Genomic DNA, 20,745 nt, shown 5'->3' with positions numbered 1-20,745 from the left:
CGGGCAATCTTTATTTTTGATGGGAGATTATTGGTTGGTATGAAAATACCGGCTAGAAAAATCCTTTTCGTACTACTTGCCGTCATGATATTTTTCACCAGCACATCCCTTGCAGATATTGAAAAAATATCAGACAAACCCTGGGACCACAGCCCCATAACAGTATATATAGATGATAAGGATACGCCTGAACACTACAGCCCCACCTACAGAGAACAGGTTGAAATTGCCCTGGATTACTGGGAAAAAGGTGGCAACGGAGCCCTCAGTTACCAGCCGGTATTCAAGGTCATCGACAATCCTGACGCTGACATAAATGTTCGCTGGGTTGAAAATCTTGAAAAGGTAGAAGGAGCCGATGAAGGAGTGGCTGGATACTGTAGACCCACCATTGTCGGGAACAAATACCTGCATGCTGAAATTGTGCTTGAAGCAGGAAATTACCAGGGTTTTTCCTGGGTGCAATATGGCGATGCAAATATGCAGGAGGTGTCCAAGCACGAAATAGGACATGCCCTGGGACTGGGACATAGCACAGACAGAGGAGATATCATGTATCCCAGCTATGAACAACGTGACAACATCAACCCCCTCCTCTTGAAATCCACTTTCCCCTACCTTATAGGTGCAATAATAGTAATCGTAACCATAATAGGATACCACGGGATTGGCTGGAGAATAATGCGCAAGCAACGCAAACAAATCGAGAAAGAGGTTTTTAAAGGCAAAAAATGAATATGCAGCAGCTGTGTTGCGACATCATGAAATATCTCGCAGGCGAGCATGTGGATTTCCTGAAATACGAGCCTGACCTTACGCATCTTACAAAGTTCCAGCGGGAAGTCCTGGAAGCCACCCGAAAAATTCCTTACGGACAAACACGCACATACGGGCAACTGGCAAAAGACATTGGTAAAATTAAAGCCAGCCGCAGTCGGCCGGGCGCTCAACAAAAACCCTTATCCCCTGGTAATACCCTGCCACAGGGTAGTTGCTAAAAATAGTATAGGTGGCTATGCAGGTGGCACAGAATTAAAGAAAAAATTACTGGAAATGGAAAAAAGCCATTTATTACGATGAATCAGTTCGTTAAGTTGATATAAGGGAACCGAAAATTATACCCCTGACTATCAAATGTTCATAATTTATCAAAGGAGTGTAATCACATGAAACAACAGGTTGAAGTAAAGGAACTCAAGGAAGGCAAATATATACTAATCGATGACGAACCATGCACTATCAAGGGTCTGTCAAAATCCAAACCCGGAAAACACGGTTCTGCTAAAGCAAGGATTGACGCAGTTGGTATCTTCGATGGACAAAAACGCTCAATCGTAAGTTCTGTTTCCTCAAAGACCTTTGTGCCTATTGTCGAAAGGAAAAGTGCACAGGTACTTTCCGTCACAGGAAACATTGCCCAACTCATGGATATGGAAGAATACTCCACCTTCGAAATGGAGATACCCGATGAATACAAGGACAGGGTGAACGAAGGAGGAGACATTTCATACATAACCGCTATGGGTAAAATGAAGATAGACCTGCGTTAAATAACGAAATGTTCTACCAGCCCCTCATGATGGACGCCCTGTGGGATTACGGGGCTGCAAAATATGTTGTATTCGGAGTCCCTTTTGACGGGACTTCCTCTTACAGGCCGGGAAGCCGCAGGGCTCCGGATGCTATGAGACAGGCGTCTGAAAATTTTGAAAGCTACAATCCTTTTTTTGATATTGACCTTGCATCTATTCCGATTCATGATGCAGGCAATCTTGAAGTTTATTCTTCAGTTGATGAAACCCTCAGGGACCTTTACTATGATACCAGGGACATAGTAAAAAATGAAAAGATTCCCATAATGATGGGCGGGGAACACTCCCTTACTCTTTCCACCGTTAAAGCCTGTGCAAAAGACGATGATGACATTGGAGTGATCGCACTGGATGCTCATTTTGACCTGCGGGAAGAGTTTGGCGGAGTGAAAAATAACCATGCGTGTGTCAGCCGGCATATCTTGGAAGAGGCCACCGACAGGTATGTATCCATTGGAACCAGGAGCGGACCCCGGGATGAATGGGATTTTGCAAAAGATAATCACATATCCTATTACACACCGGAAAAAGTGAAAGATTACTCTGCCAAAAAAATTGCTACAAAGGTTATGAAAGAAATAGGGACCTCACAATTCTACCTATCTCTGGATATGGACTGTCTAGACCCTGCTTATGCCCCTGCAACAGGTACTCCTGAGCCCTTTGGTCTTGATCCCTGGCAGGTAAGGGACCTGATACATGCTTTTGCCCCCCACACGATTGGTTTTGATATTATGGAAATTGCTCCGGACTATGACAGTGGACAGACAGCCCTGCTCGGTACAAAACTACTAAGGGAATTCATAGCCGCACATGCAGCCGGCAATATCCAATAAGCATCAATTAGATATATATCCTCAAACCTAACTGGCGATTATGAGTGAAGAGATCGAGACCACATGCCCTGCATGCTCACCACAGGAATTCGTGTGGCACGACATACTGAAGGATGGACAGAACATGCTTGTCCGGTGCCAGGTTTGCGGTGATGTACATCCCACAGAGATCGAGACAGAGAAGACCATCCCGGTAAGAATAGTAATCAGTCGAGGGGATGAATCATTCAAGACTAATGCACTTTTTGAAGAGACACAGGTCGTCACGACAAACGAAGAATTGGTTGTGGAAGACCAGAATGGTGAAGACGTATACCCCATACAGATCACTTCCATCGAAACACCCACAAAACGTGAAGAATACGCAAAGATTGCAGATGTTGAAACCATATGGGCACGTGCGATTGATGAAGTCGATGTCAAAATATCAGTACAATCCATAGGAAATACAAATCCCCACACAAAAAGAGTACCAGGAGAGGAAATTTTTGAAGTCGGCCTGGAATACGAAGCTGGAGGAGAGCGCTTCAGGATCACAAGAATAAAGATACGTGGAGGAAAATTCAGGTTTAAAAGGGGAGACAAAGTCGAGGCAAAATATATAAAAAGAATCTTCGGCAGGGTGGCCTATAAGAAAGGCTGGGGTGGGGGCAGGACCGCTTGGAGTATGAAGAGAAACGTAAGGAACTGGTAAACCAGATCAAAGAAGAAGGAATCGGGAAACAGGTGCTTGAAGCTATGGGGAAAGTTCCCAGGCACCTTTTTGTTTCCAAAGATCTTAAAGACTATGCATATATTGATTCTCCCTTACCTATAGGGAACAGGCAAACGATTTCAGCACCTCATATGGTAGCCATAATGTGTGATGTCCTGAAAATAGAAGAGGGCATGAAGATTCTTGAAATCGAACCGGTTCCGGTTATAATGCTGCTGTTATGGCCGAAATGGTAGGCAAAGAGGGACATATATACAGCATTGAAAGAATCCCTTTTTTAAAGCAATTTGCCGAAAGTAACCTTAAAAGCGCGGGTTACACCAATGTTACTGTAATCGAAGCAGACGGCACCCTCGGTTATCCCCCACAGGCTCCATATGAACGTATATGCGTAACCTCCGCAGCTCCATCTATTCCTCAACCTCTCAAAGAGCAACTTTCAGCGGGCGGAATTATGGTGATACCGGTTGGCAAATACATGCAAAACCTGATTCTTGTCCACAAAATTGGTGACGGAACCTTCAGTGAGGAAAACCTTGGTGGCGTTATTTTTGTACCCCTTATTGGAAAATACGGGTACAGAGAAGCTATTTAATGAAAATTATATACGATGGACATATATACAATGAATCCATCTATATACGCATATATAGTGATGACGAATTAATCGAGGGATGGATATAGAAACAAGAAAAGTACAGCAAACCGGAGGTTCTACATACATTATTTCCCTCCCAAAACCCTGGGCACAGAGAATGGGAGTTGAAGCAGGCTCCAGAGTATCCGTCAGAAACCAACCCGATGGATCCCTTAATATAGCCACTCTGGACACCACAACAAAACCCAAAAAACGTAAGATGGAAATCACCAATTACAAGGGAGAAGGGCTGATACGTAACATAATTGCCGCCTATGTTGCCGGTTATGACCTTATCGAACTTGTTTCCCCAAGAATACTTGCCGAGCAGAAAAAAATAATACGAGAAGTCTGCCACAAATTAATCGGCCCTGAAATCATCGAGGAAACCTCCAAAGGTGTTCTCATACAGGATCTACTCAACCCTGAAGAAGTTTCCATCAAAAAAAGTATCCGCAGAATGTACCTAATTTCCACTTCAATGCATAAGGACGCCATACAGTCCCTCAAGACCGGTGAAAAAGACCTTGCACTTGATGTGATGCTCAGGGATGATGAAGTGGACAGATTGTTTTTACTCATATCAAAACAGTTCCGCTCTCTGTTCAGAGGAACACGGCTTGCCGATACCACAGAGACATCCATTGATGAATATCATGATTTCCGACTTGTTGCAAGTTCCCTGGAAAGGATTGCAGACCATGCCCACAGAATCGCAGGAGTTACCAGAAAACTGCAAGGACCTGTTCCCGAAGAAATAATGGAACCTATAGAGAAGGCGAGCGAGGAGGCACGCAACACTGTGGAAAAGGCAATTGATGCCCTCTATGGTTGTGATGTGAAACTGGCGAATAAAACCATTGAGAACATAAAGCACATAAAAACCGATGTTGACAAACTCAATGCATCCTTTATGAAGCTAAAAGATGTAGGGACTGTAGTCGGACTGGGAACTGTGGCCGATAGTATAGAGAGGACAGCAGAATACGGCACGAATATCGCTGAGACTGCTATAAACATGGCCATCGCCACTACAGAGGAAAGTGCCTGAATTGAAAAACAGACGCTTATTTATATAATGATATTATCAGAAATTAAGAGGACAATTCCCACATCATAAATGGAGGAAATAGATGGGAGTAATAAGATCATTAAAAAGAAACTTCACAGGTCTCCTGAAGAAACTGCTCAATAAAAAAAGTGCAAGGATTGGCATTTATGGACCCCCAAATGCAGGCAAGACCACCCTTGCAAATCGCATACTACGTGACTGGACAGGAGATGCCATGGGTTCAGTATCCAATGTTGCACATGAGACACGCCGTGCCAGGAGAAGAGAAGGAGTAACAATCAAAGGCAATGGTAATTCATTATCACTTGATATTATAGACACTCCCGGTCTTGCCACAAAGATAGATTTCCATGAATTCATGGAGCAGGGGATGAGTGAAGCAGAATCTAAACGCAGAGCAAAGGAAGCCACTGAAGGAGTTATTGAAGCGGTCAAATGGCTGGAAAACCTTGACGGTATAATCCTTGTAATGGATGCAACCGAAGACCCATTTACACAGGTAAATGTCACGGTCATAGGAAATATGGAAGCTCGAGGCCTTCCACTCTTAATAGCTGCCAACAAGATCGATCGTGAAGATTCATCACCTTCAACAATAAGGGAAGCGTTCCCCCAGCATCCACTCGTTGCCATATCTGCCCTTGAAGGAAAGAACATTGATACTCTTTATGAGGAAATTGCAAAGAGATTCGGGTGATTTGAAATGCAGGGTATTCAAATGGATTTACTTTCAGAGGACCGTCTTGCAAGGATGAGCCCTGTGGAAAAGGTGCGTTTCATCATTGATGAAGTCAAAAACGGCAAAATCCTTGTACTGGAAAGGGGACTCAGTCCCGAGGAAGAAGCCAACCTTATCGAGATGACAATGACACAAATAGCACCTGATGAATTCTCAGGTATAGAAATGGAGACATATCCAGCCCACGAAACCAAGTCTTTTCTGGGAAAACTTTTCAACAAAGGCCCAAAAGGCAGACTGACCCTTATTGGTCCGGCCGATCAGCTCAAGACCCTCAAGAAAGACAGGGATATGATTACAGCATTGGTATCCTCAAACAGATAAGTGTTGTTTAACCTATGGAATCCATAGAAAGAGACATTAAGGAAAATACCAGCAACCAGTCCCTTTCATCTTATGAAATGGGAAGAGACGACGTCAATGTCATTTGTACCTATGGAAAAATATCGGTGTGGTTTGGCAGGCAGACTCCTGAAGTCGTGGTTGGGAGAATCCTTATTTCGATTTCCCGGATTGATAAATCCGCTGTCCATGAAGTGGAAATTGTTTGTCCTTTTGAGAAAATAACAGAATATGAAAGCCATGGATATGTATTGGTATCCTATGCTAAATGTGAAGGTGGTTACAGGGCTACATTCCACATACCCTTCTATAACAAAAAGGCCCTTTTCTTTTTTGCAGAACACATAGTCAGAAAATTGCAGCAGAGAGATGTAAAAATAGATATATACTGGAACGGGGATGATTCAGACATCACCCGATTAACTGAACATCTCGAAGAAATTGATGACTGGAAAGTAAAAAACATAAATTACAAGGATAACAATAAAGAAAAACAGGAGAAATAAAGAGAATGAATACCTGTAATGAATGTGAACACCTCACATTATCCATGGAATTAATGGCCGATCAAATAAAGAACATAGCACAGAGGCTCGACAGGAAAAGTATCAAGAAAACCATCGAGTACATAATGGGTGCAGATTCCATTTTTATAATGGGAGCAGGGAGATCCGGTCTTGTTGGAAAAGCTTTTGCTATGCGCCTTATGCACCTGGGATTTACAAGTTATGTTGTAGGAGAATCTACAACCCCAGCTGTGAACAAAAACGATGTAGTAATTGCCATATCCGGATCAGGAGAAACACGCTCAGTATCAGACCTGGGAAGAATTGCAAAGGATATCGGAGCAACCCTGATAACAGTAACCTCCAACAAGGATTCCACACTTGGCCATATATCAGATGCAACCCTGGAAATACATGGACGCAGCAAGGAAGACGCAGGCGGTTATCTTGAAAGACACATGAGAGGGGAATATTCCCACCTCACACCCCTGGGAACTTCCTTTGAAATTTCTTCCCTTGTCTTCCTTGATGCCCTTGTTGCAGAATTGATATTTATAACAGGTGCATCAGAAGCGGACCTTAAATCGCGCCACGCCAAACTGGAGTGAAACATGTTTGCCGGCAAATTCTCGCAGAGGGTACAGGACATTGATATATCCGGCATCCGTAAGATATTCGAAGCGGCCGGCTCGGATGCCATCAATCTTGGATTGGGCCAGCCGGATTTTGACACACCCGAACATGTAAAAAAGGGTGCTATAGATGCCATAAATGAAGGATTTACAGGTTATACCCTGGGACCCGGCATCATAGAACTCAGGGAGGCATTGAGCAAAAAATTCCGGGAAGAAAATTCAATTACCACTACACCGGATGACATAATCGTAACATCCGGTGCCTCAGAGGCCCTGGAAATTGCACTTGCATCACTGGTAAACCCGGGTGATGAAGTTCTTCTTGCAGATCCGGGTTTCGTATCATACGCATCTCTGGCAGGAATCATGGGAGGAAAAGGAATCGGTGTGCCCCTGTCCGATGACCTGAGAATGCAACCTGAAGACGTGATGGAAAAGATCACGTCAAAAACCAAAGCTTTTATCGTGAATTCTCCTTCCAATCCCACAGGGGCCGTCCAGACGAAAAAGGATATGAAAGGATTTGCCGAGATTGCAGATGACTATGACCTTACACTGATTTCAGATGAGGTCTATGAGCATTTTATCTATGAAGGAGAACATGTCAGCCCCGCCCAATATTCTGACAATGTAATTACCGTGAACGCAACATCAAAGACCTATTCGATGACGGGCTGGAGACTGGGATACGTAACAGCTTCTCCAGAATACATCCAGCAAATGTTAAAAGTTCATCAATATGTACAGGCGTGTGCATGTTCCATTTCCCAGAGGGCTGCCCTTGCTGCCATTCAGGGACCACTTGACCCGGTTGTGCATATGCGCGAAGAATTTAAAAAACGCAGGGATATGCTCATAGAAGGGCTCAATGGGATGGGTATCAAATGCCACAAGCCCGCAGGTGCATTTTATGCATTCCCCGAGGTCGAACCTGAATATGCCCAGCAACTTATCGCAAATGGAGTAGTGGTCGTGCCGGGTGAAGCATTTGGTGAAGGTGGAGCAGGACATATGCGCATATCATACGCCACCTCCATGCAAAACATAAAAAAAGCAATGAAAATTATGGAAGAAATACTTTAAATTATTCTTCCAGGCGCTCGAGTAACAATGAAAGCGCCTCATCTATTCCTTCACCGGAGAGGGTGGACATTTCAATATCCACTTTAAACGTGTTGTTTTCACAAAGGTCCAGTTTGTTTGCAGCGACCAGCACAGGCAATCCAAAATTATCCCGTACATCATCAAGCAATTTTACCTGTTGGGACATTTCATAGCCACAGGTTTCGCTGGGATCAAGGATGAAAATTACCACTGCATCAAGATATTTCAGAGCAGTGATAGCCTGCATCTCCACTTCGTTGCGATCCGACATAGGACGATCAAGCAGACCGGGAGTATCGATTACCTGATAACGGTTATATCCTCGCATAAAGTGACCGATCGTAACACCCTTGGTTGTAAAGGGATATGAAGCAACCTCTGGTCTTGCATCGGTGACAGCAGCCACAAAACTCGACTTACCCACATTGGGATAACCCGCCACAACTATTGTGGGTTCTTCCCTCACATCCGGAAGCTTGCGAAGCTTGTTGCGGGCTTCATTCAGATACAAAAGATCTTTCTTGATGGATGAAATAATGGAAGCCATCCTGCCAAAAGCTTCTTTTCGCACCTGTGGTGATGAAGGGGCACCCCTCATTTTCTGGACATATTCTCTGGAAAGATCATGGATCTTATAAGATGCCCAGTCAAGCCGGGACAAGGATTGCCTCATCCTGTCGACATCTACAAGAATCTGAGCCAATTCATAATAAAAAGGTGGTATGGTTTCAAAGCTGGGGAACCTCCTCACAATGTTGGAGAGATTATCTGTCAGGATGTTACCTGCAGTAAGTACCATTGATTCATCTGCTTTCAGAGCAGCCTCCCTACCTCCTCTCTCCTTACCTGCATTTGCACGACTGGCCCGCCTGAAAGCCTTGTCCACAAGTTCATCTTCTGTAGGTACTGTACTAATCTTCTCAAATATCATGATACGATTACCTTCCGATTGCGACAAACACAAGTAAGATATATAGTCTTTATTCTGCAAAAACACTATTTATAAATACAGCTTTTGATTATTTCTTGTTATAAAACGGTGGTCATCATGGAACTTACTCCAATCCAGAAAGAAATACTAATTGCATTGATAAATTTACAGCGCCAGAAAGATTCGGCCGTTAAAGGGGAAGAGATCGCCGATCTGATTGACCGCAATCCAGGGACAGTCCGAAACCAGATGCAGTCCCTGAAAATGCTGGGACTTGTAGAAGGAGTCCCCGGTCCAAAGGGAGGATACCGTGCAACAGGTACCGCCTATGAAGCTCTTTGTGTCACATCCATGGAACATGAAGCAATTGTGCCCATCTATCGTAACGGGGAACTTGTACAGGGAGCTACAGCTGCTGAGATAATATTCACAACAGTCAGGCATCCCGACCTTTGCAATGGCAGGATTAAAGTAATAGGCAATGTCCGCAGTTTCCACGAAGGAGACCAGGTGCAGGTAGGCCCGACACCTGTAAACAGGCTTACAGTCCGTGGGGAAATCGTAGGCAGGGATGATACCGAAAATTCCCTTCTATTCTCAATAAACGAAATGGTTTCACTACCCAAAAAATCCGTCAAACATTACATAACTCACCAGCCAATTTATGTGAGTGTCAATTCAACAATTCAGGAAGCTGCCAGAATACTGGTAAGCAACAATATACACGGTGCACCTGTGGAAGATAACAGCAAGATTGCCGGGATTGTGACGTTCACAGACATAGGAGAAGCTCTTGCGAGCGGAAAAATGACCCTAAAAGTCAAAGATATTATGACAAAGGACCTTATCACCATTGACGGGGATTCTTCCCTCAGTGATGCGGTCCAGATGTTCAACGAATACGATATCGGAAGACTTGTGGTGACACTCAACGAAGAGCCGGCAGGACTGTTATCAAAAACAGATGTCCTTCACGAACTTGCTGTTTACTGAAATCTCAGTGACGTCTGCCTTTCATCTCAGCAGATATCTCATCCAGGGTAATGTTGTTGGCTGAAAGCATGACCAGCATGTGGAAAAACAAATCGCAGGATTCCTCAACAATTCTTTCCTTCTGTCCATTTTTTGTGGCAAGGATTACTTCGGTGGACTCTTCGCCTATTTTTTCCAGAATCTTATCCATTCCCTTGTTGTGTTTCAAGAGAGAACACACATAAGAACCCTCAACTGCGTTTTCTTTGCGATCTTCTATTACATCATATACATCTTCTAGAACTGAAATTGAACTCATTGATAATCACTCCCTGAAGAATGGAATACAAGTTTTCCAAAGGTTATATGATATTATATGATTTTCCCTCCTTCAACAGCCAATGCCTATATATGCTTGCAAAAATAAATTAAATGAGGAAGAAGTAAATGATACCTTCCAAGGAGTCAGAAAAATGATAGGGGAAAATATGCAGGTAAAAGATGCAATGAGCAGAGGAGTGGTTACAGTGCCAATGGATGCAACAGCAGCAGAGGTTGCAGAAACAATGGCAAATCGTGATGTTTCTGCTGTTGTAGCGGTTGACAAAAATGGTGAAACCTTTGGATTTGTTTCCGAGATGGACATCCTATCCAGACTCGGAGACAAAAACTGGGAAATTGACTCAATAGAAGACCTGATGGCGTCATCTATTGAAACCGTGAATCCGGATATGAAACTAAAGGATGCGGCAAAACAGATGGCTGAAAAGCACATACATCGCCTGATAGTAATGTCAGAGGATAAAGTCGGTGCGTCATACAGGCCAATCGGGATACTGAGCCCGGTAGACGTAATAAAATACCTTGTCCGAAAATAAATAGGATGACGTTGGAAGAAAAACCAATATGACGGGATACCTTTAAGCTTTTCAGCCAACGTCTTGTCATTCAATTAACATTGATAAATATATTTTTTGTGGTCTCCCGTCTACTGTTTAATTATATTTTTCTTGGATCGGTTATTTCACCTGTCAGTGCGGCAGCTGCGGCTGTCGCAGGAGAACCCAGATAGACAAAAGACTCGGGACTTCCTTCCCTGCCACGGAAATTCCGGTTGGAGGTTGCCAGGCCAACTTCACCGTCACCCAGAAGACCGAACGAGCCACCCATACACGGTCCACAACATGCAGATTCCACAATTGCACCGGCTTCCATGAACTGTTCTATATAACCGGCCCTGAGGGCTTTCATGTATTCGGTCCTTGAAGCAGGTATAACCAGCATCCTGACGCCCTCTGCAACGGGTTCATCGCCCATCATATTGGCAACAATTTCAAGGTCTTCGAACCTGCCGTTGGTACAGGAACCCACAAATACCTGATCCACTTTTGTTCCTTCTACTTCTGAAACGGGCTTTACATTGTCAACATTATGAGGACAGGCAAGCTGTGGCTCCAGGTTCGACACATCGTAGTGACGGACGTCCAGGTAGTCTGCACCGTCATCGGAAACCCAATAGGGATCAAGTTTGTATCCGGGTATCCTTTCCTGCAGGTATTTCTCGGTAACACCATCCGGTTCGATGATACCTGCCTTCCCTCCCATCTCTATGGCCATATTGGACATGGTCATCCTTTCAGAGATAGAAAGGGAACGTACTGTCGAACCTGCATATTCCGCAGCCATGTATCTTGCACCTTCAACACCCACATCGCCTATCAGGTGAAGAATAAGGTCCTTGGAATAAACCCTCTCGGGCAATTTTCCTTCAACTTCAAAGCGGATGGTCTGGGGAACACGGAACCAGAGTTTGCCAGAAGCAAGTACTGCTGCCATATCCGTAGAGCCCACACCGGTGGAAAAGGCACCCAGGGAACCATAAGCACATGTATGTGAATCCGAACCTACTACAAGGTCACCTGGTTTCACATGTCCCTTTTCGGGAACCACCTGATGACATACCCCTTCATAAACATCATAATTGAGAATATTCTGCTCCTGTGCAAACTCACGCAGCATAATGTGATTCTTTGCTGCATGGAGAGAATCAGCCGGGACCTGATGATCAAACAGGATAACAATCTTGCTGGGGTCCCACACTTTTTTCTCTTCCCTGCCTTCCATGATTTCATAGAAACCATCAACAGCCAGTGGACCGGTAATGTCATGGGTCATTGCAAGGTCAATATTTGCAAGGACGAAGTCCCCGGCTTTGACTTCCTTGCCCGAGGCACGGGAAAATATCTTTTCAGAAATAGTCATTGGATGAGAGTCATTGGCAGACATGATAATCAGCAAAAATAATGTGTGATATAATAAATAAACCAATCGATAGAATCATTTGTCATCAAGTAGCCATTTACCCCTGCTATCATGTACAATCAAATTATAATCAGAAGCAGGTTGGGAAGCCAGAAATAATGGACCCTCTTTAAAATGCCTGTATGTCATAATGGTATCCCGAAGTTCAATAATATAGCGTTGTAACACTTCATTTGCAAGCCTGCGTGCATGATAAAGCGGTAAAATCCCGCCCTCGATCTCGCATTCTGAAATTTCCAGCTTGGCTTCTGCGATATAGAAAGGATAGGTCCTGCAGAGAAGGGGCCTGAATGGATATATGGTACATCCGGCCGCACCCAGGAAGACACACTCTCCGTTTGTTTTTCTTTTGAGCCTCAAGCCAAATGTATGTACATTGCCTTCATTATCTGCCAGAAACATACCCTCTTCTGCTACCGTCGGTTCAATCGCATTTATATTGCCGCCTTTTTTCAAGTTATTAATATCAAAATAGGTCAGCAGTACGCTGTTATCTCCTGAGGAAAACTTGCAGCATCTGCCACATCCGCTGCATCTGAAACCAGTGCGGATAATTTCCACGACCAGATCATGAAGAGATATGGAAATAGAGTCCAATGCCTGTTTTTCCAAATTCTTTAAAATAAGTGAACGATATTCTTTTTCCTTCATTCAGATCTTATTCATCCACTTCCTCTACCCCGACAGCCTTGAGGAATTTCTTAACGACTGCCTCATCCACAAGTTTCAGTAACGTCTGGCGGTCCTTTATGCCACTGAAAACACCCAGAGCTATCTGTGCACCTGCAGATGTGGAATGGCCTCCGGCAGAACCCTCACCAAAGGCCTTTTTCATTATGTCACCCAGATTGACACGGATATCATTGCTGCGTCCTGAGACATAGATGACTTCATCACTTACACCAAAAACTATTGTGGTAAATATACCCTCAAGATTTAGTAAGTAATCGGCTGCCTGGGGAAGAGTATCTCTGTCCCGGATGTTCCCACATTGGAAAGCAGGTAGCTACCAAAGACCTGCCGGTTCTTGATAGCCTGGCCCAGTACATCGAGGGTTTCGATGGACATTGAAGGTCTTTCAAGCTGATCCAGAACCTCATGGTCGGCCATAGGGTAAAGGAAAGAAGCAGCTGAAAGATCATTGGGATCGGTATTGCGTTTAAAATCCAGCGTATCGGTACGAATGCCGTACAGCAGAGCTGTGGCAATTTCACTGCTGATATCTATATTCAATTCCTGCAGGTATTTGGTCATTATAGTAGCAGAAGCCCCCACATTGGGCCGAACATCAATAAAATCAGCATCAATTTCAGCATCACCCACAGGATGGTGGTCTATTACCACACCAATGTGTGTTCCTTCTGAAAGCATATTATTTGACCCTGGCACCGCACAATCGACAAGAGCAATCTCATCAAATTCAGATATATCCCGGCCTTCCATATGCTCGAGATTGATACCCAGCAGGTTTACAAATGCCTTGTTCTCCTGATGGCCTATTTCACCATTATAGAGAATCGTGGGATGCAGACCATAATTTTCGGCCATGAGTTTAAGGGCCAGGGCACCTGATATAGCATCGGGGTCAGGGTTGTCATGAACCACTACAGCAAGGCTTTTGCCAGTGTTTTTGCTGAACCACTGGGAAAGCTGGTTACCAATTCGCACAGATTCAGCACGTTCAAGCGATCTTGAAAGGGATTTTGATACTATCCGGGATGGCATGAACACAAAATCCGCACCAATTTCTTCCATTTCCTGCAGATTAATTACATCTGAGGCCCTTGCAACACAGTAAAGAGAAGGACGGAAATGTTTTTTCACATTCCTGAGAGCCTGTTTATTGGCCTCGTTATCTGAACTGACAATCAATACGCCGGATAGTTTTTTGGTCTGAAGGCCACGTAGAGTTTCAATCTCAGAAATATCACCCACTATCGCCTCATAGGCTTCCTCACGCAGAGTTTCAACTTTTTGTGGGTCCTTATCTACTATGATAAGTTCTTTTCCTAATTCCCTCAATGACTTTGCTGTGGCAAAACCAATACTTCCACTTCCGAGTATCAGATAGGTAGGCTTAAAACGTGTCCTTTCAGGTTCATTTTCTTTTGGCGTGGCGGGAATGATAATATACCTCCCTGTAGAAGATGAAATATCCCTAACTATTAAGACATTTTCGTCTCAAATCGGTGAATAATGGTAAAACAGCAGAAATTTCATTAACTCAGAAGAACAATAAAGAACAGGGGAAAGAATGCAATCTATCACACCTGAAAGAATGAAAGCCATAGACACAAACTGCACACATCTGGGATTGAAAGGGATACAGCTTATGGAAAATGCAGGAGCTGCAATTGCACGTAAAGTGTTATCCCTGGATGTTCACGACAATGTATTGATCGTGGCAGGCAGGGGAAATAATGGCGGCGATGCGTTTGTTGCCGCCCGCCATCTAAGTTATTATGATAATATTAGAGTAAGGGTGGTCCTGGCGGGGAAAGCAAGCGGCATAAGAACAAAGGACGCATTGGAAAATTTCAATTTATTGAAACATTGTGGTATTAAAGGTCTGGCTGAAATTACGGATTCCACACAATCCGATATTTTCCAATGGTTCAAAGAAGCGGATGTCATTGTAGATGGTCTGCTTGGCACGGGCATCCGGGGACATGTCAGGGAACCTGAAGCTACATTGATAGATGCCATAAATACCGGTAACTCCTATGTGGTTGCAGTAGACACACCCTCAGGTCTCGATCCTGCTACTGGAGAGGGTGAGAATACTGTCATGGCAGATACAACCCTTACATTTCACAGAATGAAAACCGGACTCGAAAACCAGGGCGAATTTACAGGAGATGTCGAAATCATCAATATCGGCGTTTGCAGGGACGCAGAAGACACTGTAAACAGAGGGGACCTGGAACCTCTGCTCAAAAGACATATTGATTCACATAAAGGACAGTCCGGCAGGGTACTTATCATTGGAGGAGGGCGATACTACGGAGCACCAGCCCTTTCAGCAATGGCTGCCCTGCGCACTGGTGCAGACATCGTTACCATTGCATCCCCGGCAAATGTGTCGGATACAATTGCCTCATTTTCCCCCAACCTAATTGTCAGGAAATTATCCTCTGACATTCTGCATACAAACGATATTGAAATCTTAAAAGATCTTATTCATGCACACGATGTGGTGGTTATCGGGATGGGGCTGGGTAACGAAGAAACAATACACCAGACAGTACACCAGATCCTACCCCTATGCAAAAAGATTGTTGTGGACGCAGATGCCCTCAATAAATTACAACTACCCCCTCCAGAAAATTGTGAAATGATACTTACACCCCATTCCGGGGAATTAGCCAGGCTCACAGAAAAGGAAGTTGAAAAAGAACTGCCTGCAAGAGCCAAAATGTTACAGGATTTTCCCGGGAAAATAAAATTATAACCGTCCTTAAGGGAAAAACCGATATAATTTCTGATGGCAGATACATAAGACAAAACTATAGCGGAAATGCAGGTATGTCCGTTGGCGGCACGGGAGATGTGCTTGCGGGAATAGTTGGTGCCCTGTTCTGTCGCACGGATGCGTTTAATGCAGCTTGTTGCGGGGCATTTGTAAATGGAGAAGCAGGAGATGTTGCTTTTGCAAAAAAGGGGTACGGATTACTGGCAACAGATGTGATCGAACATATTACAGACATTATGAAACAATGAAAGGTGAATTAAATGACGCACACAAAAGACAGGAATATTGTAGTGGATATTGAAAGGAACAGGCTGCGAGTTATAATCAGCCACGGAGAAGATGAAGAAATAATCAAATTAAGTGTTGGTGAAGCCCGGACACTCCACAAAGCTCTCGGGGAAAAACTTGAGGATTATGAGCAGCGCCAGAATCTCAGAATAGATTAAATGAGGCGAATCCGTGGGAGAATTCACTCACATCAAAGATGGCCATGTCCATATGGTCGACGTTTCCGAAAAAAGCGAGTTGAAACGCACTGCTCTTGCCAGGGGCAGTATATTCCTTTGTAAAGAAACTATTGGAGAAATCCAAAAGGGAGATGTCGAAAAGGGCAATGTACTGGCCACCGCCCGCATTGCCGCCATAATGGCTGTCAAAAAGACTCCGGAGCTCATTCCTATGTGCCACCAGATCCCGATAACCGGTATCGACATGAATTTTGAGAGAGGTGAGGACAGGATTACTGTTGACCTATCAGTCAAATCCAGAGGTCAGACCGGGGTGGAAATGGAGGCGATTACAGGCGTAAGCTGTGCCCTCCTTGCAATATGGGACATGGTCAAAGCACTTGAGAAGGATGAAAACGGAAACTATCCCCATACCCGGATTACTGATATTGAAGTAATCCATAAAGTGAAAGAAAGCTGATACCCAATTCTTATAAGTAACCAATACATTCATAGCCATTATCAAAAAAGCGAGGGAATGATGTGAAAATAATAGCCGGACCAGCTTCCCAATTGCTTGCCTCTAAAGTGGCACAGCAACTCAATACGCCTCCTACAATATGTGATTATAAAAGATTCCCTGACGGGGAACTGTATACTCGCATCAAGGATGACAGTATCGATGATGTTACCATCATACAGAGTACACCTACAGATGGCGATTATGTAGCCCTGCTACAATTAATAGATGCTTGTGAGGAAGCACCAACCATCAACGTTGTAATACCCTATATGGGATATGCCAGACAGGACAAAGTCTTCAACCGGGGAGAACCGGTCAGTGCGCGTGCAATTGCCAGAACCATTAATGCTGACAGGGTTTTCACAGTAAACATACATGAGAGAAGCATACTTGAGCATTTCAATGCCGATTCCTTTGACCTTGACGCTTCACACTTAATCGGGAATCATATACGTTCCCTGAACCTGACAGATCCACTCATAATCTCTCCCGATGTCGGTGCCCTCGAACTTGCAAAAAGTGCATCTGCAGATATAGGCATTCCCTACGAACAACTTGAAAAAACAAGGCATAGCGGAGAAAGTGTAACTATTGCTGAAAAAGAGATTGATGTGAGCGGAAGGGACCTGATACTGCTGGACGACATGATTGCAACCGGTGGTACCATGGCAGAATCCATCCGTATGCTTAAAGAACAGGGTGCAGCAGACATATATGTTGCCTGTATACACCCGGTACTTGCACGCAATGCTGTGGTGCGTCTTTACAATGCCGGGGTCAAGGAGATCATATCCACTGATACCCTTGAAAAACCACAGAGCATTATATCGGTAGCCCCCCTGATAGCCGATACCCTTAAAAGCCTCTAATATTCACCTATATGAGGAGTGTAATGTATGTCTTTACCGGAAATCTGTCCCATTGATGGGACCCAGGTGTGCAAAAAAAGAAAGTGCCACCTCTACCATGTGGATTGGCGTACCGGTGATGAAAACTGTTCCGTTGGGTATAATCAGACCACAAAAATGAGAAAGAGTTCTGAGTCTGTAGTGGATGAATATGCTCAACGTGTGAAGGAAAAACTAAAGAACAGGACAGAACCACCGGTAGATTCCAGAGAACCCACTGAGGAAATCCCACAACCAGAGAGCAATAAGGCTCCCACAAAAGAAAAAACCAGAGAGATATCCACAGAAGGAAAGAGGAAAAGTATAGACAAAGCAATGGAACTTGACCTTCCAGATGATTATGAAGAAGAGTTCTGGTCCGACAGATAAAGCAGATAATATGCACGCAGAGATGCTGCAATCTATCTATGACACACTCATCGGGGAATTTGGTTCACAGCAGTGGTGGCCTGCTGAGACCCCTTTTGAAGTTATCGTTGGAGCAATGCTTACACAGCAGACAAAATGGACTAATGTGGAAAAAGCTATCGATAACCTCAAACAGAAAAATATGCTTGAGGCCGGCAAACTGGCAGAGATGGATCTGCAGGAACTTGAAGAGGATGTCAGATGTACCGGATTTTACAGGCAAAAGGCCAGCAGATTACAGGGAATATCCAGCTATATTGATCGTCACGGAGAAGAAGTACTTTTCTCCCTTCCTGCAGAAAAACTACGCAAACGTTTACTCGAATTAAAAGGCATCGGACCTGAAACCGCAGATAGTATCCTCTTATATGCTGCCGGAAAACCCTGTTTTGTAATTGATACATATACGACCAGAATAATGCGGTGTATCGGAGTTGAGGGCAATTACCACCAGCTGCAGGAAATGTTTGTAAAAAATATTCCAAAAGATGTGGAAATGTATAAGGAATACCACGCCCTGATAGTGGAGTATGCGAAAAAGTACTGTGCAACCAAACAGTGCGAAAAATGTCTCCTGAAGGGGAACGTGGATGGACAAAACTGAATACAATGAGATACACCGAAGTGTCACTGATGCTTCAGACTTCGAAAAACTGGCCCTGGATTACTGCCAGCCCGTAGGTGTAGTCGCTTCCATCCTGCACCAGAAGATTATCGATCACGTCAAGAAAAAACATTATATCATCCAGAATAAAAAGTGCTTTACTGCTCAAAAAATGGAAAAGCGGCAGCAGTATAATTCAACTTTCAGAAGAATACAAGTTCCCTCCTACCCTTATAGCCACAACACTGCTAAAAGAGATGGGGATGTCCAAAAAATACGTATTCAACCATCTAGATGAGATAGAAGACAACCGGCTGGCAGCTGAAATAAAAGAAGCCCTTGAAACAGATCTCTATTTTTCACCTGAAGCCCACTCTTTCCAGGCCAGGAAAGGAATTTTCGGGGAAATGATCGTAGCCAGGTGGCTTGAATACAGAAATATCGAATATCTGACAGAAGAAGAATTGAGAAAGCAAAGTGCAGAAAAGACACCTGATTTTCTCCTTCCAGATCCTGTTGAGATCCGGGGCCAACAGGTAAACTGGATCGAAAGCAAAGCCGTATTTGGTAACGAAACCGATCATCAGAACTATATCAAAAAGCAGTTTTCCCACTATGAAGAATTATACGGCAGCGGAATGGTTATCTACTGGTACGGTTACGTGGACGGAATCAGCCTGGAAGGCCATATAATAAGTGACTACAGGATAGATGATGAGTTTGATCCAGACATCCTGCGGGATATAGTAGAATTACTCAATCTCGCGCCTGACTGGTAAAATTACATTCCTTCATTGGCCCTCAGTGGCAAATCGGTGACTGTATCACTAAAATCTTCCTTTAATAAAACATCGCCCTCTACGAGACTGGCATGTGTACCCATGGTTTCGAGCAATGAATCTACCTCTTCTCCCACAGGTTCTCTCATATTGTTCATTTCAAAAATATCTTGTAAAACAGATATTGCATTTCTTTTGCGGGAATCAGTGATGCGTGTCATTAAAGTTAACACCGTTGATTGTTTTTAAAAACCTGTCGATTTTTACCTATTTTACAAGAGCATTCCTATTTGGTAGATTACTGCACCCACGGTGAATGCAAGGAGTATCGTGAATGTGGAGATCATAACAGTATCCCTTGTGCCCAGCTCATGTTTAAGTATTGCAATGGTTGCAACACAGGGAATGTATATTGTTGTAATTACAGCAAACACGTACATCTGCAGAGGCGTCAATACCATTGCAAAGTTAGCAGTACCCGCAAGCACCGCCAGTACCTCAAGCGCCATTTCCTTGCGCAGTATACCGAATACAAGTGCTGTGGCAGCAAAAGCAGGCAGACCCAGAATCCCTACAGATATAGGAGATACGGCATTCTCAAAAATATCCAGAATACCCAGAGTATCCAGCCCACCCAGTAATGCACTCCCCACTATCAGAAGAGGGAATGCGATATAGACAAACTCACGTATCCTAAGCCAGGTCTTTTTAAGAGTGGACACAACATCAGGATGTCTCAACGGACCCATTTCCATAATAAAACCGGTCCGCTCGCCGGGAAGACCCCTTCCCAGTATCCAGCCGGTAATGAAAATTATGAAAATCTCCAGTACATAGATTGATACTGCAGCCCAATAACCTACAAAGGTACCTACAAGTCCCAGAATAATAACAGTCCTTGCAGAACAGGGGATAAGGGATATGAGAACTGAAGCGATACGCCTCTCCCTCAATGTATTCAATGCACGGGTAGCCATGATTGCCGGTACATTACAACCCAGCCCAAGTACCAGAGGGATCACTGCCCTGCCATGCAACCCCATCCTGTGAGTCAGGTTATCCAGCAGGAAAGCTGCACGGGTCAGATATCCCGAATCCTCGAAAACCGAGAGGATAATATAAAAAACCCCTATGTAGGGAATTGCAATGGCAAATCCAGCCTCTATGCCCAGCAGGGAATAGATGATTACATTGCGCACAAG

General features: G+C 44.1%; 31 protein-coding genes and 1 pseudogene. 24 read left to right on the top strand and 8 right to left on the bottom strand.

What is annotated here, in order from left to right:
- The first annotated feature begins 39 nt into the window (after positions 1-39).
- The 13 genes and pseudogenes from C9889_RS06720 (at position 40) to C9889_RS06665 (ending at position 8,157) form a co-directional block, all read left to right on the top strand.
- Positions 40-735, top strand: coding sequence for a matrixin family metalloprotease (locus C9889_RS06720; RefSeq protein WP_129598148.1), 696 nt, complete (start codon positions 40-42; stop codon positions 733-735).
- Positions 732-1,080, top strand: a pseudogene (locus C9889_RS06715) (methylated-DNA--[protein]-cysteine S-methyltransferase). The gene C9889_RS06720 and the pseudogene C9889_RS06715 overlap by 4 nt, the downstream one beginning before the upstream one ends.
- An 86-nt stretch (positions 1,081-1,166) precedes the next feature.
- Positions 1,167-1,550: a translation initiation factor IF-5A gene (locus C9889_RS06710; RefSeq protein WP_129598146.1), complete on the top strand. Its 384-nt coding sequence runs from the start codon at positions 1,167-1,169 to the stop codon at positions 1,548-1,550.
- An 8-nt stretch (positions 1,551-1,558) separates the two neighbouring features.
- Positions 1,559-2,428, top strand: coding sequence for an agmatinase (speB, locus tag C9889_RS06705; RefSeq protein WP_129598144.1), 870 nt, complete (start codon positions 1,559-1,561; stop codon positions 2,426-2,428).
- A gap of 40 nt (positions 2,429-2,468) precedes the next feature.
- Positions 2,469-3,122 (top strand): HVO_0476 family zinc finger protein, encoded by a 654-nt coding sequence (locus C9889_RS06700; RefSeq protein ID WP_129598142.1) that lies wholly within the window; start codon positions 2,469-2,471, stop codon positions 3,120-3,122.
- Positions 3,089-3,379, top strand: a complete 291-nt coding sequence (locus tag C9889_RS10810) for a hypothetical protein (RefSeq protein ID WP_263853990.1) — start codon at positions 3,089-3,091, stop codon at positions 3,377-3,379. Before C9889_RS06700 ends, C9889_RS10810 begins: the two co-directional genes overlap by 34 nt.
- Positions 3,364-3,738, top strand: coding sequence for a hypothetical protein (locus tag C9889_RS10805; RefSeq protein WP_263853989.1), 375 nt, complete (start codon positions 3,364-3,366; stop codon positions 3,736-3,738). The genes C9889_RS10810 and C9889_RS10805 overlap by 16 nt, the downstream gene beginning before the upstream one ends.
- Before the next feature lie 79 nt (positions 3,739-3,817).
- Positions 3,818-4,831: a phosphate uptake regulator PhoU gene (locus tag C9889_RS06690; protein WP_129598141.1), complete on the top strand. Its 1,014-nt coding sequence runs from the start codon at positions 3,818-3,820 to the stop codon at positions 4,829-4,831.
- A gap of 82 nt (positions 4,832-4,913) precedes the next feature.
- The gene (locus C9889_RS06685; protein ID WP_072361427.1) at positions 4,914-5,549 is read left to right on the top strand and encodes an Era-like GTP-binding protein; all 636 of its coding nucleotides are present in this window, start codon (positions 4,914-4,916) and stop codon (positions 5,547-5,549) included.
- Positions 5,550-5,555: 6 nt separating this feature from the next.
- Complete coding sequence (locus C9889_RS06680; RefSeq protein ID WP_048902195.1) at positions 5,556-5,915, top strand: DUF2073 domain-containing protein; 360 nt, start codon at positions 5,556-5,558, stop codon at positions 5,913-5,915.
- 14 nt (positions 5,916-5,929) lie between these two features.
- Positions 5,930-6,439: a hypothetical protein gene (locus tag C9889_RS06675; RefSeq protein ID WP_072361433.1), complete on the top strand. Its 510-nt coding sequence runs from the start codon at positions 5,930-5,932 to the stop codon at positions 6,437-6,439.
- A gap of 5 nt (positions 6,440-6,444) precedes the next feature.
- Positions 6,445-7,047: a 6-phospho-3-hexuloisomerase gene (hxlB, locus tag C9889_RS06670; RefSeq protein WP_129598139.1), complete on the top strand. Its 603-nt coding sequence runs from the start codon at positions 6,445-6,447 to the stop codon at positions 7,045-7,047.
- Between the two features lie 3 nt (positions 7,048-7,050).
- Entirely contained in the window at positions 7,051-8,157 is a 1,107-nt protein-coding gene (locus C9889_RS06665; protein WP_129598138.1) for a pyridoxal phosphate-dependent aminotransferase, read from the top strand.
- Position 8,158: 1 nt separating this feature from the next.
- Here C9889_RS06665 and C9889_RS06660 read toward each other — a convergent pair whose 3' ends face one another.
- Entirely contained in the window at positions 8,159-9,109 is a 951-nt protein-coding gene (locus C9889_RS06660) for an NOG1 family protein (protein ID WP_191985826.1), read from the bottom strand.
- Between the two features lie 117 nt (positions 9,110-9,226).
- Between C9889_RS06660 and C9889_RS06655 the strand changes: the two genes are divergently transcribed.
- Positions 9,227-10,102, top strand: a complete 876-nt coding sequence (locus C9889_RS06655; RefSeq protein WP_129598136.1) for a CBS domain-containing protein — start codon at positions 9,227-9,229, stop codon at positions 10,100-10,102.
- Positions 10,103-10,106: 4 nt separating this feature from the next.
- Here the strand turns inward: C9889_RS06655 and C9889_RS06650 are convergent, their stop codons facing one another.
- A complete protein-coding gene (locus C9889_RS06650) occupies positions 10,107-10,400 on the bottom strand; it encodes a phosphoribosyl-ATP diphosphatase (RefSeq protein ID WP_129598134.1) in 294 nt (97 codons plus the stop codon).
- Positions 10,401-10,569: 169 nt separating this feature from the next.
- Here C9889_RS06650 and C9889_RS06645 point away from each other — a divergent pair, with 169 nt between their 5' ends.
- Entirely contained in the window at positions 10,570-10,959 is a 390-nt protein-coding gene (locus C9889_RS06645) for a CBS domain-containing protein (RefSeq protein ID WP_225420022.1), read from the top strand.
- A 121-nt stretch (positions 10,960-11,080) separates the two neighbouring features.
- Here C9889_RS06645 and C9889_RS06640 read toward each other — a convergent pair whose 3' ends face one another.
- From C9889_RS06640 to C9889_RS06630, 4 genes are read right to left on the bottom strand one after another with little or no spacing between them, the layout of a single operon-like run.
- On the bottom strand, positions 11,081-12,367 hold the full coding sequence (locus C9889_RS06640) for a 3-isopropylmalate dehydratase large subunit (RefSeq protein ID WP_225420021.1): 1,287 nt from the start codon (positions 12,365-12,367) through the stop codon (positions 11,081-11,083).
- A 51-nt stretch (positions 12,368-12,418) separates the two neighbouring features.
- Positions 12,419-13,054, bottom strand: a complete 636-nt coding sequence (locus C9889_RS06635) for a YkgJ family cysteine cluster protein (protein ID WP_129598130.1) — start codon at positions 13,052-13,054, stop codon at positions 12,419-12,421.
- Between the two features lie 7 nt (positions 13,055-13,061).
- Complete coding sequence (locus C9889_RS11285) at positions 13,062-13,328, bottom strand: DHHA1 domain-containing protein (RefSeq protein ID WP_318531596.1); 267 nt, start codon at positions 13,326-13,328, stop codon at positions 13,062-13,064.
- An 11-nt stretch (positions 13,329-13,339) separates the two neighbouring features.
- Positions 13,340-14,425 carry a DHH family phosphoesterase gene (locus C9889_RS06630; RefSeq protein WP_318531555.1) on the bottom strand — a complete coding sequence of 362 codons (1,086 nt, stop codon included), beginning with the start codon at positions 14,423-14,425 and terminating at the stop codon, positions 13,340-13,342.
- A 232-nt stretch (positions 14,426-14,657) separates the two neighbouring features.
- Between C9889_RS06630 and C9889_RS06625 the strand changes: the two genes are divergently transcribed.
- The 9 genes from C9889_RS06625 (at position 14,658) to C9889_RS06590 (ending at position 19,543) form a co-directional block, all read left to right on the top strand.
- Positions 14,658-15,854, top strand: a complete 1,197-nt coding sequence (locus tag C9889_RS06625) for an NAD(P)H-hydrate epimerase (RefSeq protein ID WP_318531554.1) — start codon at positions 14,658-14,660, stop codon at positions 15,852-15,854.
- Positions 15,848-16,123: an ADP-dependent NAD(P)H-hydrate dehydratase gene (locus C9889_RS11280; RefSeq protein ID WP_318531595.1), complete on the top strand. Its 276-nt coding sequence runs from the start codon at positions 15,848-15,850 to the stop codon at positions 16,121-16,123. Before C9889_RS06625 ends, C9889_RS11280 begins: the two co-directional genes overlap by 7 nt.
- 12 nt (positions 16,124-16,135) lie before the next feature.
- Positions 16,136-16,321 carry a hypothetical protein gene (locus tag C9889_RS06620; protein WP_013038316.1) on the top strand — a complete coding sequence of 62 codons (186 nt, stop codon included), beginning with the start codon at positions 16,136-16,138 and terminating at the stop codon, positions 16,319-16,321.
- Between the two features lie 13 nt (positions 16,322-16,334).
- Entirely contained in the window at positions 16,335-16,802 is a 468-nt protein-coding gene (moaC, locus tag C9889_RS06615) for a cyclic pyranopterin monophosphate synthase MoaC (RefSeq protein ID WP_129598128.1), read from the top strand.
- Between the two features lie 62 nt (positions 16,803-16,864).
- Positions 16,865-17,713, top strand: a complete 849-nt coding sequence (locus tag C9889_RS06610) for a ribose-phosphate diphosphokinase (protein ID WP_129598126.1) — start codon at positions 16,865-16,867, stop codon at positions 17,711-17,713.
- Between the two features lie 27 nt (positions 17,714-17,740).
- On the top strand, positions 17,741-18,121 hold the full coding sequence (locus tag C9889_RS06605; protein ID WP_129598124.1) for a hypothetical protein: 381 nt from the start codon (positions 17,741-17,743) through the stop codon (positions 18,119-18,121).
- On the top strand, positions 18,093-18,764 hold the full coding sequence (locus C9889_RS06600) for an endonuclease III domain-containing protein (RefSeq protein WP_225420020.1): 672 nt from the start codon (positions 18,093-18,095) through the stop codon (positions 18,762-18,764). The genes C9889_RS06605 and C9889_RS06600 overlap by 29 nt, the downstream gene beginning before the upstream one ends.
- Positions 18,751-19,062, top strand: coding sequence for a hypothetical protein (locus C9889_RS06595; protein ID WP_129598120.1), 312 nt, complete (start codon positions 18,751-18,753; stop codon positions 19,060-19,062). Before C9889_RS06600 ends, C9889_RS06595 begins: the two co-directional genes overlap by 14 nt.
- A complete protein-coding gene (locus C9889_RS06590) occupies positions 19,028-19,543 on the top strand; it encodes a C15orf41 family protein (RefSeq protein WP_164999309.1) in 516 nt (171 codons plus the stop codon). The genes C9889_RS06595 and C9889_RS06590 overlap by 35 nt, the downstream gene beginning before the upstream one ends.
- Before the next feature lie 2 nt (positions 19,544-19,545).
- On the opposite strand, the gene C9889_RS06585 is transcribed toward C9889_RS06590, so the two are convergent.
- Positions 19,546-19,764 (bottom strand): hypothetical protein, encoded by a 219-nt coding sequence (locus C9889_RS06585; RefSeq protein ID WP_129598117.1) that lies wholly within the window; start codon positions 19,762-19,764, stop codon positions 19,546-19,548.
- A gap of 51 nt (positions 19,765-19,815) precedes the next feature.
- Positions 19,816-20,742 carry a ferrous iron transporter B gene (locus tag C9889_RS10470; protein ID WP_225420019.1) on the bottom strand — a complete coding sequence of 309 codons (927 nt, stop codon included), beginning with the start codon at positions 20,740-20,742 and terminating at the stop codon, positions 19,816-19,818.
- Positions 20,743-20,745 lie beyond the last annotated feature (3 nt).

The organism is Methanohalophilus profundi (assembly GCF_004137855.1).
Classification (GTDB): domain Archaea; phylum Halobacteriota; class Methanosarcinia; order Methanosarcinales; family Methanosarcinaceae; genus Methanohalophilus; species Methanohalophilus profundi.
This window is presented reverse-complemented; position numbering and strand designations above follow the sequence as displayed.

What these genes read in the sequence shown, in the direction of transcription:
- C9889_RS06635 (WP_129598130.1), bottom strand. Translation starts at nt 13,054, where the DNA reads ATGAAGGAAAAAGAATATCGTTCACTTATTTTAAAGAATTTGGAAAAA.
- C9889_RS06660 (WP_191985826.1), bottom strand. Translation starts at nt 9,109, where the DNA reads ATGATATTTGAGAAGATTAGTACAGTACCTACAGAAGATGAACTTGTG.
- C9889_RS06600 (WP_225420020.1), top strand. Translation starts at nt 18,093, where the DNA reads ATGAAGAAGAGTTCTGGTCCGACAGATAAAGCAGATAATATGCACGCA.
- C9889_RS06685 (WP_072361427.1), top strand. Translation starts at nt 4,914, where the DNA reads ATGGGAGTAATAAGATCATTAAAAAGAAACTTCACAGGTCTCCTGAAG.
- C9889_RS06650 (WP_129598134.1), bottom strand. Translation starts at nt 10,400, where the DNA reads ATGAGTTCAATTTCAGTTCTAGAAGATGTATATGATGTAATAGAAGAT.
- C9889_RS06645 (WP_225420022.1), top strand. Translation starts at nt 10,570, where the DNA reads ATGCAGGTAAAAGATGCAATGAGCAGAGGAGTGGTTACAGTGCCAATG.
- C9889_RS06665 (WP_129598138.1), top strand. Translation starts at nt 7,051, where the DNA reads ATGTTTGCCGGCAAATTCTCGCAGAGGGTACAGGACATTGATATATCC.
- C9889_RS06720 (WP_129598148.1), top strand. Translation starts at nt 40, where the DNA reads ATGAAAATACCGGCTAGAAAAATCCTTTTCGTACTACTTGCCGTCATG.
- C9889_RS06690 (WP_129598141.1), top strand. Translation starts at nt 3,818, where the DNA reads ATGGATATAGAAACAAGAAAAGTACAGCAAACCGGAGGTTCTACATAC.
- C9889_RS06620 (WP_013038316.1), top strand. Translation starts at nt 16,136, where the DNA reads ATGACGCACACAAAAGACAGGAATATTGTAGTGGATATTGAAAGGAAC.
- C9889_RS06710 (WP_129598146.1), top strand. Translation starts at nt 1,167, where the DNA reads ATGAAACAACAGGTTGAAGTAAAGGAACTCAAGGAAGGCAAATATATA.
- C9889_RS06680 (WP_048902195.1), top strand. Translation starts at nt 5,556, where the DNA reads ATGCAGGGTATTCAAATGGATTTACTTTCAGAGGACCGTCTTGCAAGG.
- C9889_RS06700 (WP_129598142.1), top strand. Translation starts at nt 2,469, where the DNA reads ATGAGTGAAGAGATCGAGACCACATGCCCTGCATGCTCACCACAGGAA.
- C9889_RS06605 (WP_129598124.1), top strand. Translation starts at nt 17,741, where the DNA reads ATGTCTTTACCGGAAATCTGTCCCATTGATGGGACCCAGGTGTGCAAA.
- C9889_RS06590 (WP_164999309.1), top strand. Translation starts at nt 19,028, where the DNA reads ATGTCCAAAAAATACGTATTCAACCATCTAGATGAGATAGAAGACAAC.
- hxlB (WP_129598139.1), top strand. Translation starts at nt 6,445, where the DNA reads ATGAATACCTGTAATGAATGTGAACACCTCACATTATCCATGGAATTA.
- C9889_RS10805 (WP_263853989.1), top strand. Translation starts at nt 3,364, where the DNA reads ATGGCCGAAATGGTAGGCAAAGAGGGACATATATACAGCATTGAAAGA.
- C9889_RS06655 (WP_129598136.1), top strand. Translation starts at nt 9,227, where the DNA reads ATGGAACTTACTCCAATCCAGAAAGAAATACTAATTGCATTGATAAAT.
- speB (WP_129598144.1), top strand. Translation starts at nt 1,559, where the DNA reads ATGTTCTACCAGCCCCTCATGATGGACGCCCTGTGGGATTACGGGGCT.
- C9889_RS06640 (WP_225420021.1), bottom strand. Translation starts at nt 12,367, where the DNA reads ATGTCTGCCAATGACTCTCATCCAATGACTATTTCTGAAAAGATATTT.
- C9889_RS06625 (WP_318531554.1), top strand. Translation starts at nt 14,658, where the DNA reads ATGCAATCTATCACACCTGAAAGAATGAAAGCCATAGACACAAACTGC.
- C9889_RS06675 (WP_072361433.1), top strand. Translation starts at nt 5,930, where the DNA reads ATGGAATCCATAGAAAGAGACATTAAGGAAAATACCAGCAACCAGTCC.
- C9889_RS06595 (WP_129598120.1), top strand. Translation starts at nt 18,751, where the DNA reads ATGGACAAAACTGAATACAATGAGATACACCGAAGTGTCACTGATGCT.
- C9889_RS06585 (WP_129598117.1), bottom strand. Translation starts at nt 19,764, where the DNA reads ATGACACGCATCACTGATTCCCGCAAAAGAAATGCAATATCTGTTTTA.